The sequence below is a fragment of the Sphingomonas sp. PP-F2F-G114-C0414 genome (assembly GCF_003688595.1).
Lineage (GTDB): Bacteria > Pseudomonadota > Alphaproteobacteria > Sphingomonadales > Sphingomonadaceae > Sphingomonas.
The window spans coordinates 460547-473692 of record NZ_RCWT01000011.1; the positions used below are offsets into that span (position 1 = coordinate 460547).

Below are 13146 nucleotides of genomic sequence, written 5' to 3' on the forward strand. Positions count from 1 at the left end.
TCTTGCCGGACGCGGTCCGGGTGCGGACTGGTTATTGGTACCAAATCATCGTCTTGAGCTGCTTCGTGCGGGCCTGCGTCAGGCCGGTCCGACATCCGACAATCGTCATGCCCTGCGCCGAACCGCCGGCATATTGCCCGCCTTCGATCACGCACTGCGTATCGCGGAACTTGAGCCAAGCACGCTGACTCTCCAACAGCGCCGCAGCATAGCCGAAGCCGCCGCCACGCGACCCGTCCTGCGCGTCGCGCCGCTTCATATGGGCGTACGTCCGGTTCCACTGCGCGGTCATCGTGGCATCGGCCTGGGCATAACTCGTGCCGGCGGAACGGTTCATCGTCGCCTGTGACTGCATCGGCGCGGCGGCCATCAAAAGTGCGATCAACAGCATGTCTTGGCCTCTCGCATCGGCTCGGGGCCGACCATCGGTTTCATCCCGAGCTTGGCCAGCAGCGTCGCGTCGGCGCTATCGCCGGCGTTGCCGGTGGTCAGCAGCTTGTCGCCAGTGAAGATCGAGTTCGCACCGGCCATGAAGCAGAGCGCCTGGGTCGCCTCGGACATGCTCTCGCGCCCGGCCGACAGGCGCACCATGCTGAGCGGCATCGTGATCCGCGCGACGGCGACCGTCCGGACGAACTCGATATCGTCGATCTGCGCCATCGGCGTGCCGGCGAGCATGTCGCCGAGCGGCGTGCCCTTGACCGGGACCAGCGCGTTGACGGGGACGCTCTCGGGGTGGCGCGGCAGCGTGGCGAGCGCGTGGACGAAGCCGACGCGGTCGCTGCGCGTCTCGCCCATCCCGACGATCCCGCCGCAGCAGACCGAGATCCCCGCGTCACGGACGTTCGCCAGAGTCTCCAGCCGGTCGCCGAAGGTCCGCGTGGTGATGACGTTGCCGTAATTCTCGGGCGAGGTGTCGATGTTGTGGTTGTAGTAATCGAGGCCCGCGTCGGCAAGCTGCCTGGCCTGGTCCGCGTCGAGCATGCCGAGCGTCATGCACGTCTCGAGCCCCATCGCGCGGACGCCCTCGACCATCGCGACGACCTTCGGCATGTCGCGCGGCTTCGGGTTGCGCCACGCGGCGCCCATGCAGAAACGCTGCGAGCCGGCGGCTTTCGCCTGCGCGGCGTCCGCTAGGACGGCGTCGACGTCCATCAGCTTTTCCGCCTTCAGGCCGGAGTCGGACGACGCGGACTGCGAGCAATAGCCGCAGTCCTCGGGACAGCCGCCGGTCTTGATCGACAACAACGTGCAGAGCTGGACTTCGCCGATCGCATGATGCGCGCGGTGGACGGTCTGCGCGCGGAACATGAGTTCGTCGAACGGCAGGTCGAACAGCGCGGCGATTTCCGGGCGGGTCCAGTCAGTGCGGCTCGACACGGACTTTGGCGCGCCAGTCGCGACTGGGGGACGGAGGAGGGTTTCGATCATCATGCGGCCTTTGGTCTCTGGTCGTTTCGCGTCATCGCATAGCGCGTGCGCGCGGCAGCGTAACTGGCGGGCGGTGTCACTTGGCCGCCATCGCACGCTTCACGCGCGCTTCGAGTTCGGGCCCGCCGCCGTCGCCGAAGCCGTAGGCGGTGTGGATCTGCCGCCCCTTGGCGTCGAACAGATAGACGCGCGGAATGCCGACCTTGCCGTCGGGGATGTCCTTGATGTCCTTGCCGATGATCTGGCGGTACGCATCGACGTCCGCGACGACGTAGTCGATGTCGCTCATGCCCGCACGCTGCAGGAACTGCGCGATCGCGGCCGGCGGTTGGGTCCGATCGGGACTACCCTCGCTACGGTTGATGTAGAGGAAGTTGTAGCCGCTGCCCAAGTCCTTGCGGATCTTGTTCAGATACGGGGCTTCGGCGATGCACGGCGGGCACCAGCTCGCCCAGATCGACACGAGGGTGGGTTTGCCTGGCGTGATGCGCGATCCGAGCGGGATCGCCTTGCCTTCGCGCGTCTTCACCATGACTTGCGCGATCGTAGTGATCGAGCGACCCGTGGTCGGCGCGGTTTCCTGCGCCACGGCCGGCGCGATACTGAAAGCGGTCAGCGCCACCGCCAACACCGTGGTGCGCATGTTCATACCCGTTCCTCCTCAGGTGCCATGTTGTGGCCGAGCAGTTTCAACACGTCCTCGGCGGCCTGGATCAGGTTGGTGCCGGGTCCGAAGATCGCCTGGACCCCGGCATCGCGCAGCGCCTGATAGTCCTGTGCGGGGATAACGCCCCCCGCGATCACCTTGATGTCGGCGCGGCCTGCCTCGCGGAGATAGCCGATCAGCTCGGGGATCAGCGTCTTATGGCCGGCGGCGAGTGACGAGGCACCGACGATGTCGACGTCGTTTTCGAGCGCGAGCGCGGCGGCTTCGGCGGGGGTCTGAAAGAGTGGGCCGGGGACGATCTCGAAGCCCAGGTCGCCAAACATCGACGAGACGAGGTTGGCGCCGCGGTCGTGGCCGTCCTGGCCCATCTTGGCGACCAGCATGCGGGGTTTGCGCCCCATGCGGCGCTCGGTGGCCTCGACGCCGTCGGTGAGGCGGGTCCAGCGCGCGTCGTCCTCGTAGGCGCCGCCGTAGATGCCGGACACGGGGGTGGGTTGCGTGCCGTAGCGGCCGAACACGTCCTCCATCGCGGAGGATATTTCGCCGAGCGTGGCGCGGGCTCGGGCGCATTCGACCGCGAGCGCGAGGAGGTTGTTCTCAAATCCTCCCCGATTCGGGGAGGTGTCGGCCGAAGGCTGACGGAGGGGGGCTTCCTCAGGCGTACCCGCTTGTGGCACGCCCCCTCCACCAGCCTGCGGATGGTCCCCCTCCCCGTTCCGGGGAGGAATGCGCGCACCTTCGCGGAGGGCGTCGAGCGCGGCGCGGCATGCCGCTTCGTCGCGCGTTGCCTTTACGCGGTTGATGCGTTCGATCTGGCCGGCCCGCACCGCGACGTTGTCCACGTCGAGGATCTCGATCGCGTCCTGTTCGGCGAGTTTGTACTTGTTCACGCCGACGATGACGTCCTCGCCGCGATCGACGCGCGCCTGGCGGCCGGCGGCGGCTTCCTCGATCATCGCCTTTGGCCAGCCCGCCGCGACCGCCTTCGCCATGCCGCCCTCGGACTGGATCCGCTCGATCAGGCTCCACGCCCCGTCGACCAGCGACTGCGTCAGGCTCTCGATATAATAGCTACCGCCGAGCGGATCGACGACCTTGGTCATCCCCGTCTCTTCCTGGATCACGATCTGCGTGTTGCGCGCGATCCGCGCGGAGAAGTCGGTCGGCAGCGCGATCGCCTCATCGAGCGCGTTGGTGTGGAGCGACTGCGTGCCACCGAGCATCGCCGCCATCGCCTCGATCGTCGTCCGCATGACGTTGTTGTACGGGTCCTGCTCGGTGAGCGAGACGCCGCTGGTCTGGCAATGCGTGCGGAGCATCTTCGAACGCTCGTCCTGCGCGCCCAATTGCGTCATCGCGCGGTGCCAGAGGACGCGGGCGGCGCGGAGTTTGGCGATCTCCATGAAGAAGTTCATGCCGATCGCGAAGAAGAACGATAGCCGCCCGGCGAACTTGTCGATGTCGAGTCCGCTCGCGACGCCGTATTTCACGTATTCCATGCCGTCGGCGATCGTGAAAGCGAGTTCGTGAAGCTGCGTCGCCCCGGCTTCCTGCATGTGATAGCCGCTGATCGAGATGCTGTTGAACTTGGGCATCTCGCGCGACGTGTAGCCGAAGATGTCCGAGATGATCCGCATGCTCGGCTCGGGTGGGTAGATGTAGGTGTTGCGGACCATGAACTCCTTGAGGATGTCGTTCTGGATGGTCCCGTCGAGCAGTTTGCGGTCGACGCCCTGCTCCTCGCCGGCGACGATGAAGAAGGCGAGGATTGGAATCACCGCGCCGTTCATCGTCATGCTGACCGACATCTTGTCGAGCGGGATGCCGTCGAAGAGGATCTTCATGTCCTCGACCGAATCGATCGCGACGCCCGCTTTGCCGACGTCGCCGGTGACGCGGGGGTGGTCGGAATCATAGCCGCGGTGCGTGGCGAGATCGAACGCTACCGACAGGCCTTTCTGGCCGGCGGCGAGGTTGCGGCGGTAGAACGCGTTCGAGGCTTCGGCGGTGGAGAAGCCGGCATATTGGCGGATCGTCCACGGGCGACCGGCGTACATCGACGCGCGGACGCCGCGGGTGAAGGGGGCGAAACCGGGGAGGCCGGGGTCGGTGGAGACGTCTTCCGCGGTGTAGAGCGGTTTGACGTCGATGCCTTCGGGGGTCGGCCAGGTGAGGTCGGCGCCCTTTACTTCCTTGGCGGCGAGCGCCTGCCAATCGGCGAGGGTTGGGTTCGGTTTGTCAGTCATTACCTAGCACCTGGTTCCCCGGCGAAGGCCGGGGCCCAGCCCCTCAAACACACCGCGCGCGGGAGCGCGTTCGATGCTGCGCATCGAGCCTGGGCCCCGGCCTTCGCCGGGGAACGAGTAGCAGAAGGCATCACTTGCCCGTGAACACCGGCTTGCGCTTCGTCAGGAACGCGAGGCCGCCCTCCATCGAATCCGTAGACCCGCGCGCCTCACGCTGGTTCGCCGCCTCGGCCTGCATCGCGGTCGCGTAATCCGTCTCGTACCCCGCGGTGATCGCCCGGCGCATCAACCCCAGCGCCACCGTCGGCATCGCCGCCAGCCGCTCGGCCAGCGCGAACGCCTCCGCGTCCAGCGCATCATCAGCGACGACCTTGTGGACCATCCCCCAGTCAAGCGCCTTCGCCGCCGGCACCCGCTCGCCGAGCATCATCATCTCGGTCGCACGAGCTTTGCCAATCAGCCGCGGCAGCATCCACGACGCGCCGCCGTCGGGCACCAGTCCGATGTTCACGAACGCCTGGAGGAAATACGCGGTCTCACTCGCGACGCAGAAATCGGCGGCGAGCGCGAGGCTGCAGCCGATCCCAGCCGCGGGCCCGCGTACTGCGCTCACCACCGGCACCGACAGATCGGCGATCGCCGCCATCGTCGGATTATAGCTGCCCGTCAGCGCCGCGAACGTCGCCTCGCCCGGATCGTCCGACCCGAGCGCCCCGCCGCCGACGTCCGCGCCCGAACAGAACGCACGCCCCGTGCCCGCAATCAGCACCGCCCGCGCACCATCCAGGTCGCCCAGCGCCGCGCGCAGTTCCTCGAACATCGCCGGCGGTGCGGCGTTCAGCCGGTCGGGCCGGTTGAGCGTCAGCACCAGCACGTCGCCGCGCCGTTCGCTCAGGATATGCTCGTACGCGGCCATCAGATCTCTCCTAGTGCGCGCCGGTATCGCCCGGCGTCTCCATCAACTCGACCAGCATGCCGCCGAAGTCCCTCGGGTGCACGAACACGATCGGCGTGCCGTGCGCGCCGATCCGCGGCTCGCCCAACACGGTCGCACCCTTCGCCTTCAAGTCGGCGACGGCCGCGGAGATGTCGGCGACTTCGAAACAGACATGATGCTGCCCCCCGGCCGGGTTCTTGCGCAGGAACCCCGCGATCGGCGAACTCTCGTCATACGGCTCGATCAGCTCGATCTGCGTGTTCGGCGCATCGATGAAGCACACCTTCACCCCCTGCGCGGGCAGGTCGAACGGCTCGCCGATCGCAGCCGCACCGAGCAGCAGGCGATACGTCTCGACCGACTTCGCGATCGACGGCGTCGCGACCCCGACATGGTTGAGGCGACCCAATGTCATTGCGCATCTTTCGGTGGCGGCGGTGGCGTTGGAACCACGCCAAGCGTGTATCCGCACACGCCGAGCACCTGCCGGATCATCGCATCGCTGGTCGGCGCGACGAAGTTCGCCTGCACCGCGAAGTTCGCGCCGTTGGTCGTCTCGACGCGCACCGTCTTCGACTTCACGAGAAACGTCGTCAGTCTGGTGATCGCTTCGGGATCAGTGACATAGGTCCCCGTTCCCGGAAACTGCCAGTTATAGGTGAACGCCGGCCCGCCATCGAAGCGCACCGCGACGGGTTTGTCCGCGCCCGACCCGAGCGGCTGCGGCTGGATGAACTGGATCGACACGATCGGCTCGGAGCCAACGTCGCATTTAACCACGAACCGCGAGAGACCATCATTGCCGGTGACCGATGCGGAGATGCTGCGCACGCCCGCCGCGTTGGTGCGATCGGCGAGGTTCCAGACGGGCGCCACGGCGGGAATCGCGGCCTGTGCAAGCAGCAGAGCGATCATCGTTCGATCCTTGGCAAAGGTCGTACCCCTGACCGCACTTCTTCAAACGCTTCCAGGCGGATCAAGCGTCCGTTGATCTGGATGACTGAATCGACCACGCGTCGCACCTGTGCATTCGTCGCGGCCAGTTCTTCGTTCAATCGCTCCACCTTGCTGCGGAGCAGGATAACGGACTCGATCGTCCGCATCGCGTCGCCGATCATGCTCATGCGACACACTCCGCTTCGGACAAGCCGGCGTCGCGCAACTTGGCATCGATGTCAGCACGCAAGCGCTGCTGCCCCTCGATCGCCTGATCGAGCGCGGCGTGCATCGCCGGCAGCGCATCGTCGAGTTCGTGGATCAGCAGCTTGAAGCGGTCGTCCTCGCTCATGTCGCCCTCGATGACATAGCGCGTCGTCGCCTCGCGCACGACATGGCCGACGGACATGCCGTTGCTCGCGGCAAACGCATCGAGCGCGGCCTTGTGATCGGGGGTAGTCAGAAACGTCACGCGTTCGGTCTGCATGTCACGACTCCTTCGCATGACATGATAATGCGCTTGTCATCACCGAACAAGCATGGCTCACAGCGGGATGTTATCATGCTTCTTCCACGGATTCTCCAGCGCCTTGCCGCGGAGTTTCCGGAGGCCTAGCGCGATGCGGCGGCGCGTCGAGTGGGGTTGGATCACCTCGTCGATGAAGCCCTTCGACGCGGCGACGAACGGGTTGGCGAACCGCGCCTCGTATTCCGCGGTGCGCTCGGCGATCTCTTCCGGCGTCTTGCCGCGGAAGATGATCTCGACCGCGCCCTTCGCGCCCATCACCGCGATCTCGGCGGTCGGCCATGCATAGTTGAGGTCGCCGCGCAGGTGCTTCGACGCCATCACGTCGTACGCGCCGCCATACGCTTTCCGCGTGATGACGGTGATCTTCGGCACGGTCGCCTCGGCATAGGCGAACAGGAGTTTCGCGCCGTGCTTGATGATGCCGTTATGCTCCTGCGCGGTACCGGGCAGGAAGCCGGGAACGTCGACGAAGGTCACGATCGGGATCTCGAATGCATCGCAGAACCGCACGAACCGCGCGGCCTTCTTCGACGAATTGATGTCGAGTACGCCCGCGAGCACCATCGGCTGGTTTGCTACGAAGCCGACCGTGCGGCCCTCGATGCGGCCGAAGCCGGTGATGATGTTCGCCGCATGCGCCGGCTGCGTCTCGAAGAAATCGCCTTCGTCGACGGTCTTCCGGATCAGCTCGTGCATGTCGTAGGGCTGGTTCGCCGACGCCGGGATCAGCGTGTCGAGGCTGTCCTCGATCCGGTCCCATTCGTCCGCGGTCGGGCGCTCGGGTACGCCGTCACGGTTCGACGCGGGCAGGAAATCGAAGAAATCGCGCGCGGCCAACAAGGCCTCGATATCATTCTCGAACGCGTTGTCGGCGACCGACGTCTTGGTGGTGTGAGTCACCGCGCCGCCGAGCGTCTCCTGCGTCACGACCTCGTTGGTCACCGTCTTGACCACGTCGGGGCCGGTGACGAACATGTAGCTCGAATCCTTCACCATGAAGATGAAGTCGGTCATCGCGGGGCTGTAGACCGCGCCACCCGCGCACGGGCCCATGATCAGCGAGAGCTGCGGCACGACACCGGATGCGAGCGCGTTGCGCTGGAATACCTCGGCATAGCCGCCGAGCGAGGCGACGCCCTCTTGGATACGCGCGCCGCCGCTGTCGTTCAGGCCGATGATCGGCGCGCCGACCTTCATCGCACTGTCCATCACCTTGCAGATCTTCTGCGCGTGACGTTCGCTGAGCGACCCGCCGAACACGGTGAAGTCCTGGCTGAAGACGAAGACGAGGCGGCCGTTGATCGTGCCCGAGCCGGTGACCACGCCGTCGCCGGGGATCATCTGGTCCTGCATGCCGAAATCGACGCAGTTATGCTCGACATACATGTCGAGCTCCTCGAACGATCCCTCGTCCAGCAGCACGTCAAGGCGCTCCCTCGCGGTGAGCTTACCCTTGGCGTGCTGCGCTGCGATCCGCTTGAGGCCCCCGCCGACTCTGGCGGCTTCGCGGCGGCGTTCAAGCTCTTCGATCGTCGATGACATCGTCTCTCCGTCCTGTTGCTGGCCTTCACAGAGCGGGAGGCTTCGCGCAAATGCAATGTTGCAAAGTTGTACGGACCATGTTTGCAAACTAGGTGGAGGCATGACCCTTCCCGCACGTCGCCTCTTCGTCGGACACCGCCTGCGCGACCTGCGCCGCGTCCTCGGCATCAGCCAAGCGGCGATGGCGGCGCGGATCGGGCTGTCGGTGAGCTATCTCTCGCAGATCGAGAATGGCGACCGCCCGGTGACCGAGGGCGTGCTGATCACGCTCGCGCGTGAGTTTCCGGCGGATTGGGGGAGCATCGATGCGGCGGACGATACCGCGTTGCTGATCGCGACGCTGGAGGCGGTGTCGGATACGAGTGTGGAGGCACCTGCGCTCGACGAGACCGCGGTGCGCCGCGCAGTGAAGCACCAGCCGTTGCTGGCGCAGCGCCTCGTCGCGATGCACGACGCCTATCGGCGCGCGCAGGAGCAGTTGCGGGCGCTGGACGACCGGCTGGTGGCGGGGTCGGGTGCGCCTGGGTTGCTGCCGTGGGAGGACGTGCGCGACTGGTTTCATGCGGCGGGCAATTATGTCGATGCGCTCGATCGGCGGGCGGAGGAGATCGGCGAGACGCTGGGCGCGGATCGGATCGCGGCGCTAGAGGCTCGGCTTGCCGCGCGCGGCGTGTCGGTCGCGATCTCGGGCGCGCTCGCCGCACCGTTGCGCGACTATGACGGCGCGACTCTGCGGCTCGATGGATCGCAGCCCGGCGAGACGACCCTGTTCTCGCTCGCGCACCAGGTCGCGCGGCACGAGTTCGGCGACGTCATCGGTGGCATCGTCGCGGCGTCGGAAATGGCGTCCGAGACGGCGCGCGCGCTGCTGACCGCGGGGCTGACCAATTACGCGGCCGGGGCGATCGTCATGCCCTATACGCGCTTCCGCACCGAGGCTCGGAGCGTCCGCCACGACATCGATCGGTTGCGGCGGATCTTCGGGACGAGTTTCGAGCAGACGTGTCACCGGCTCTCGACGTTGCAGCGACCGGGGGCGCTCGGCATTCCGTTCTTCTTCTGCCGGGTCGACATGGCGGGGAACATCACGAAACGTCACTCCGCCACGCGATTGCAGTTCGCGCGGTTCGGAGGGGCGTGTCCGTTGTGGATCGTCCACGAAGCAGTGGCGATCCCCGACCGCATCCTGACGCAGCTGATCGAGACGACCGACGGCATCCGCTATGTCTCGATGGCGAAGGGGCTGGTGAAGCCGTCCGAAACGTACACGCGACCGGCGCGGCGCTATGCGGTGGCGCTGGGGTGCGAGGAGGCGAATGCGTCGGAGTTCATTTATGCGGATGCGCTGGGGACCGGAGGGATCGCGACGCCGATCGGGTCTTCGTGTCGCGTTTGCTTGCGGACGGACTGCGACCAAAGGGCGTTTCCGCCGGCGGCGAGTAGGATACGGGTAGATCCAGACCGGCGCGGCGCGGTGCCGTACGAGGTGGTTTAACCTCCGCATCCCTAAATCCGTCATCCCCGCGCAGGCGGGGATCCATACCCTCGGACTGTCCTGACGATCGCAAATGTCAGCCAATATGGGTTCCCGCCTCCGCGGGAATGACGAACTAGGCGGCCGCCGGGTCCTTCGGAAAGAAATGCTCGACGACGCTGTTCGCTAGCCGCGACGGCCGGAGCGTCTCCGCATCCAGGCAGCACCAGCTCGACTTCACCTCGGCGAGCACGTCCTCGCCGCGTTTGATGATCGTCTCGTAGAACGCGCGCGCGCCTTGGACCTTCTCCAGCAGCACGGTCGCGATCACGTCGTCGTCGAGAAACGCGGGTTTGCGGTACGTGATCTCGTGCTTGAGCGCGACCCAGAGGTGCCCCGCCACCGCCTCGGCGGGCGCGAGGCGCTGCCAATGGTCGATCACCGCGGCCTGTACCCACTTCAGATAGTTCGCGTTGTTGACGTGACCCATGAAGTCGATGTCGGCCGGCTCGATGCCGATGGCGTAGGTATGGGGAATCGCTGTTGTCACGCGCGATATATAGCATGCGAACCTGAACATAGCGATGACGGCGGCGCTTCGATACCGACAATAAACGCTATTCCAGTCGTGCCGCGCGAGCCCTAGCATCCGACCTGCGCCCGCCTCTTGTGTTGCCCAAATACAACACCATCTTTCGGCGAACACCGAAACTTCCCACAGGAATTCGTCATGAACATCGACAAATTCACCGACCGCGCGAAGGGCTTCCTGCAATCCGCGCAGACCGTCGCGATCCGCATGAACCACCAGCGGATCGCCCCCGAGCATCTGTTGAAGGCGCTGCTGGAAGACGAGCAGGGCATGGCCGCCGGGCTGATCGCGGCAGCGGGCGGCGACGCCAAGCGCGCGACGTCGGAAACCGATCTCGCGCTGGCGAAGATCCCGGTCGTGTCGGGCTCGGGCGCGCAGACCACGCCCGGAATCGACAATGACGCGGTGCGCGTGCTCGACCAAGCCGAGCAGATCGCGAGCAAGGTAGGCGACAGCTTCGTCACCGTCGAGCGGCTGCTGGTCGCACTCGCGCTGTCGCTCAACACCGCGGCGGGCAAGGCCTTGAAGGCCGGCGGCGTGACGCCCGAGGGGCTGAACACCGCGATCAACGGTCTGCGTCAGGGCCGCACCGCCGACACCGCGGGCGCCGAGGATCGCTATGATGCACTCAAGAAGTTTGCGCGCGACCTGACGCAGGCAGCACGCGACGGCAAGCTCGACCCGGTCATCGGCCGCGACGAGGAGATCCGTCGCACGATCCAAATCCTCGCGCGCCGGACCAAGAACAATCCCGCGCTGATCGGCGAACCCGGCGTCGGCAAGACTGCAATCGCAGAAGGGCTGGCGCTGCGCATCGCCAATGGCGACGTACCCGATACGCTGAAGGACCGCCGGCTGATGTCGCTCGACCTCGGCTCGCTGATCGCGGGTGCCAAATATCGCGGCGAGTTCGAGGAGCGGCTGAAGGGCGTGCTCGACGAGGTGAAGGCCGCCGAGGGCGACATCATCCTGTTCATCGACGAGATGCACCAGCTGATCGGCGCGGGGAAATCCGAGGGCGCGATGGATGCCGGCAATCTGCTCAAGCCGGCGCTGGCCCGTGGCGAACTGCACTGCGTCGGCGCGACCACGCTCGACGAATATCGGAAATACATCGAGAAGGACCCGGCGTTGCAGCGGCGGTTCCAGCCCGTCATGGTCGGCGAACCGACCGTCGAGGACACGATCTCGATCCTGCGCGGGCTGAAGGAGAAGTACGAACTTCATCACGGCGTGCGGATCACCGACGGCGCGATCGTCGCCGCCTCGACGCTGTCGAACCGCTACATCACCGATCGCTTCCTCCCCGACAAGGCGATCGACCTGATGGACGAGGCGGCGTCTCGAATCCGCATGGAGGTCGAGTCGAAGCCCGAGGCAATCGAGAATCTCGACCGGCGGATCATCCAGCTCAAGATCGAACGCGAGGCGTTGAAACGCGAGACCGACGACGCCTCGGTCGACCGGCTCGACACGCTGGAGGGCGAACTCGTCAACCTGGAGGAGCAATCCGCTGAGCTGACGGCGCGCTGGAAGGGCGAGAAGGACAAAATTAATGCCGAGGCGCGGGTCAAGGAACAGCTCGATGCCGCCCGGCTGGAGCTGGAACAGGCGCAGCGCTCAGGTGACTTGGCGAAGGCAGGCGAGCTTTCCTACGGGACGATTCCGGGGTTGCAGCGCCAGCTCGACGAGGCGGCAGGGGCGACCAAGGGCGCAATGCTGCGCGAGGAGGTCACCGCCGACGACATCGCCGGCGTGGTCAGTCGCTGGACCGGCATCCCTGTCGAGCGGATGCTGCAGGGCGAGCGCGACAAGCTGCTGGCCATGGAAGCGACGATCGGCAAGCGCGTGATCGGCCAGGCGCACGCGGTGAAGGCCGTCTCGACCGCGGTCCGGCGGGCTCGCGCCGGATTGCAGGATCCCAACCGGCCACTCGGCTCGTTCCTGTTCCTCGGACCGACCGGCGTCGGCAAGACCGAGCTGACCAAGGCGCTGGCGGAGTTCCTGTTCGACGATCCGTCGGCGATGGTCCGCATCGACATGAGCGAGTTCATGGAGAAGCACGCGGTCGCGCGGCTGATCGGCGCGCCTCCGGGCTATGTCGGCTATGAGGAGGGCGGCGTGCTGACCGAGGCGGTGCGGCGGCGTCCGTACCAGGTCATCCTGTTCGACGAGGTCGAGAAGGCACACGGCGACGTGTTCAACGTGCTGTTGCAGGTGCTCGACGACGGCCGGCTGACCGATGGCCAGGGGCGCACGGTGGATTTCAGCAACACGCTGATCATCCTGACGTCGAACCTCGGCAGCCAGTATCTGGCGAACATGGCGGAGGGCGACGACGTCTCGTCGGTCGAGCCGCAGGTGATGGAGATCGTCCGGTCGCACTTCCGGCCCGAATTCCTCAACCGGCTCGACGAGGTGATCCTGTTCCACCGCCTCGGCCAGTCGCACATGGCGCCGATCGTCGACATCCAGGTATCCCGCGTCGACAAGCTGCTCGCCGACCGCAAGATCGTCCTCGACCTGACGGACGCCGCGAGAGCGTGGCTCGGCCGCGTCGGCTATGATCCAGTGTACGGCGCACGGCCGTTGAAGCGTGCGGTCCAGCGCTATCTGCAGGACCCGCTCGCCGACATGATCCTGCGCGGCGAGGTGAAGGACGGCGCGACCGTCAAGATCGACGAGGGCGATGGCAAGCTCGTGCTCCAGGTCGCCTGAGCCGCCTTCGAACGACAAAAAAAAGGGGCGGCAGATCGATGATCTGCCGCCCTTTTTTCTTGGTCCCGAAGGAT

The 13146-nt window shown here is 66.0% G+C and carries 13 protein-coding genes; 2 read left to right on the plus strand and 11 right to left on the minus strand.

Translation table 11 applies throughout. From position 1 onward, the window contains the following. Window positions 1–31: 31 nt before the first annotated feature. The 10 genes from C8J47_RS11215 to C8J47_RS11260 all read right to left on the minus strand — a co-directional run bounded on the left by C8J47_RS11215 (window position 32) and on the right by C8J47_RS11260 (window position 8288). Window positions 32–391, minus strand: coding sequence for a lysozyme inhibitor LprI family protein (locus tag C8J47_RS11215; protein ID WP_121885709.1), 360 nt, complete (start codon window positions 389–391; stop codon window positions 32–34). Next, a complete protein-coding gene (bioB, locus tag C8J47_RS11220; RefSeq protein ID WP_259467511.1) occupies window positions 382–1431 on the minus strand; it encodes a biotin synthase BioB in 1050 nt (349 codons plus the stop codon). Before bioB ends, C8J47_RS11215 begins: the two co-directional genes overlap by 10 nt. Before the next feature lie 76 nt (window positions 1432–1507). Beyond that, on the minus strand, window positions 1508–2080 hold the full coding sequence (locus tag C8J47_RS11225; protein ID WP_259467494.1) for a TlpA disulfide reductase family protein: 573 nt from the start codon (window positions 2078–2080) through the stop codon (window positions 1508–1510). Next, on the minus strand, window positions 2077–4344 hold the full coding sequence (scpA, locus tag C8J47_RS11230; RefSeq protein ID WP_121885711.1) for a methylmalonyl-CoA mutase: 2268 nt from the start codon (window positions 4342–4344) through the stop codon (window positions 2077–2079). The genes C8J47_RS11225 and scpA overlap by 4 nt, the downstream gene beginning before the upstream one ends. Before the next feature lie 130 nt (window positions 4345–4474). After that, a complete protein-coding gene (locus C8J47_RS11235; RefSeq protein ID WP_121885712.1) occupies window positions 4475–5260 on the minus strand; it encodes an enoyl-CoA hydratase-related protein in 786 nt (261 codons plus the stop codon). Between the two features lie 10 nt (window positions 5261–5270). After that, on the minus strand, window positions 5271–5696 hold the full coding sequence (gene mce / locus C8J47_RS11240; protein WP_121885713.1) for a methylmalonyl-CoA epimerase: 426 nt from the start codon (window positions 5694–5696) through the stop codon (window positions 5271–5273). Next, the gene (locus C8J47_RS11245) at window positions 5693–6196 is read right to left on the minus strand and encodes a hypothetical protein (protein ID WP_121885714.1); all 504 of its coding nucleotides are present in this window, start codon (window positions 6194–6196) and stop codon (window positions 5693–5695) included. Before C8J47_RS11245 ends, mce begins: the two co-directional genes overlap by 4 nt. Next, entirely contained in the window at window positions 6193–6405 is a 213-nt protein-coding gene (locus tag C8J47_RS11250) for a hypothetical protein (RefSeq protein ID WP_146168618.1), read from the minus strand. The genes C8J47_RS11245 and C8J47_RS11250 overlap by 4 nt, the downstream gene beginning before the upstream one ends. Further along, window positions 6402–6704, minus strand: coding sequence for a hypothetical protein (locus C8J47_RS11255; protein ID WP_183129076.1), 303 nt, complete (start codon window positions 6702–6704; stop codon window positions 6402–6404). Before C8J47_RS11255 ends, C8J47_RS11250 begins: the two co-directional genes overlap by 4 nt. A 57-nt stretch (window positions 6705–6761) precedes the next feature. Next, window positions 6762–8288: an acyl-CoA carboxylase subunit beta gene (locus C8J47_RS11260; protein WP_121885715.1), complete on the minus strand. Its 1527-nt coding sequence runs from the start codon at window positions 8286–8288 to the stop codon at window positions 6762–6764. Window positions 8289–8388: 100 nt separating this feature from the next. On the opposite strand from C8J47_RS11260, the gene C8J47_RS11265 reads away from it, so the two are divergent. Further along, window positions 8389–9783: a short-chain fatty acyl-CoA regulator family protein gene (locus tag C8J47_RS11265; protein WP_121885716.1), complete on the plus strand. Its 1395-nt coding sequence runs from the start codon at window positions 8389–8391 to the stop codon at window positions 9781–9783. Between the two features lie 115 nt (window positions 9784–9898). Here the strand turns inward: C8J47_RS11265 and C8J47_RS19190 are convergent, their stop codons facing one another. Next, window positions 9899–10312, minus strand: coding sequence for a thioesterase family protein (locus tag C8J47_RS19190; RefSeq protein ID WP_056054832.1), 414 nt, complete (start codon window positions 10310–10312; stop codon window positions 9899–9901). Window positions 10313–10492: 180 nt separating this feature from the next. Here C8J47_RS19190 and clpB point away from each other — a divergent pair, with 180 nt between their 5' ends. Beyond that, entirely contained in the window at window positions 10493–13072 is a 2580-nt protein-coding gene (gene clpB / locus C8J47_RS11275; RefSeq protein ID WP_121885717.1) for an ATP-dependent chaperone ClpB, read from the plus strand. The last annotated feature ends 74 nt before the right edge of the window (window positions 13073–13146 follow it).

What these genes read in the sequence shown, in the direction of transcription:
- C8J47_RS11215 (WP_121885709.1), bottom strand. Translation starts at nt 391, where the DNA reads ATGCTGTTGATCGCACTTTTGATGGCCGCCGCGCCGATGCAGTCACAG.
- bioB (WP_259467511.1), bottom strand. Translation starts at nt 1,431, where the DNA reads ATGATCGAAACCCTCCTCCGTCCCCCAGTCGCGACTGGCGCGCCAAAG.
- C8J47_RS11225 (WP_259467494.1), bottom strand. Translation starts at nt 2,080, where the DNA reads ATGAACATGCGCACCACGGTGTTGGCGGTGGCGCTGACCGCTTTCAGT.
- scpA (WP_121885711.1), bottom strand. Translation starts at nt 4,344, where the DNA reads ATGACTGACAAACCGAACCCAACCCTCGCCGATTGGCAGGCGCTCGCC.
- C8J47_RS11235 (WP_121885712.1), bottom strand. Translation starts at nt 5,260, where the DNA reads ATGGCCGCGTACGAGCATATCCTGAGCGAACGGCGCGGCGACGTGCTG.
- mce (WP_121885713.1), bottom strand. Translation starts at nt 5,696, where the DNA reads ATGACATTGGGTCGCCTCAACCATGTCGGGGTCGCGACGCCGTCGATC.
- C8J47_RS11245 (WP_121885714.1), bottom strand. Translation starts at nt 6,196, where the DNA reads ATGATCGCTCTGCTGCTTGCACAGGCCGCGATTCCCGCCGTGGCGCCC.
- C8J47_RS11250 (WP_146168618.1), bottom strand. Translation starts at nt 6,405, where the DNA reads ATGAGCATGATCGGCGACGCGATGCGGACGATCGAGTCCGTTATCCTG.
- C8J47_RS11255 (WP_183129076.1), bottom strand. Translation starts at nt 6,704, where the DNA reads ATGCAGACCGAACGCGTGACGTTTCTGACTACCCCCGATCACAAGGCC.
- C8J47_RS11260 (WP_121885715.1), bottom strand. Translation starts at nt 8,288, where the DNA reads ATGTCATCGACGATCGAAGAGCTTGAACGCCGCCGCGAAGCCGCCAGA.
- C8J47_RS11265 (WP_121885716.1), top strand. Translation starts at nt 8,389, where the DNA reads ATGACCCTTCCCGCACGTCGCCTCTTCGTCGGACACCGCCTGCGCGAC.
- clpB (WP_121885717.1), top strand. Translation starts at nt 10,493, where the DNA reads ATGAACATCGACAAATTCACCGACCGCGCGAAGGGCTTCCTGCAATCC.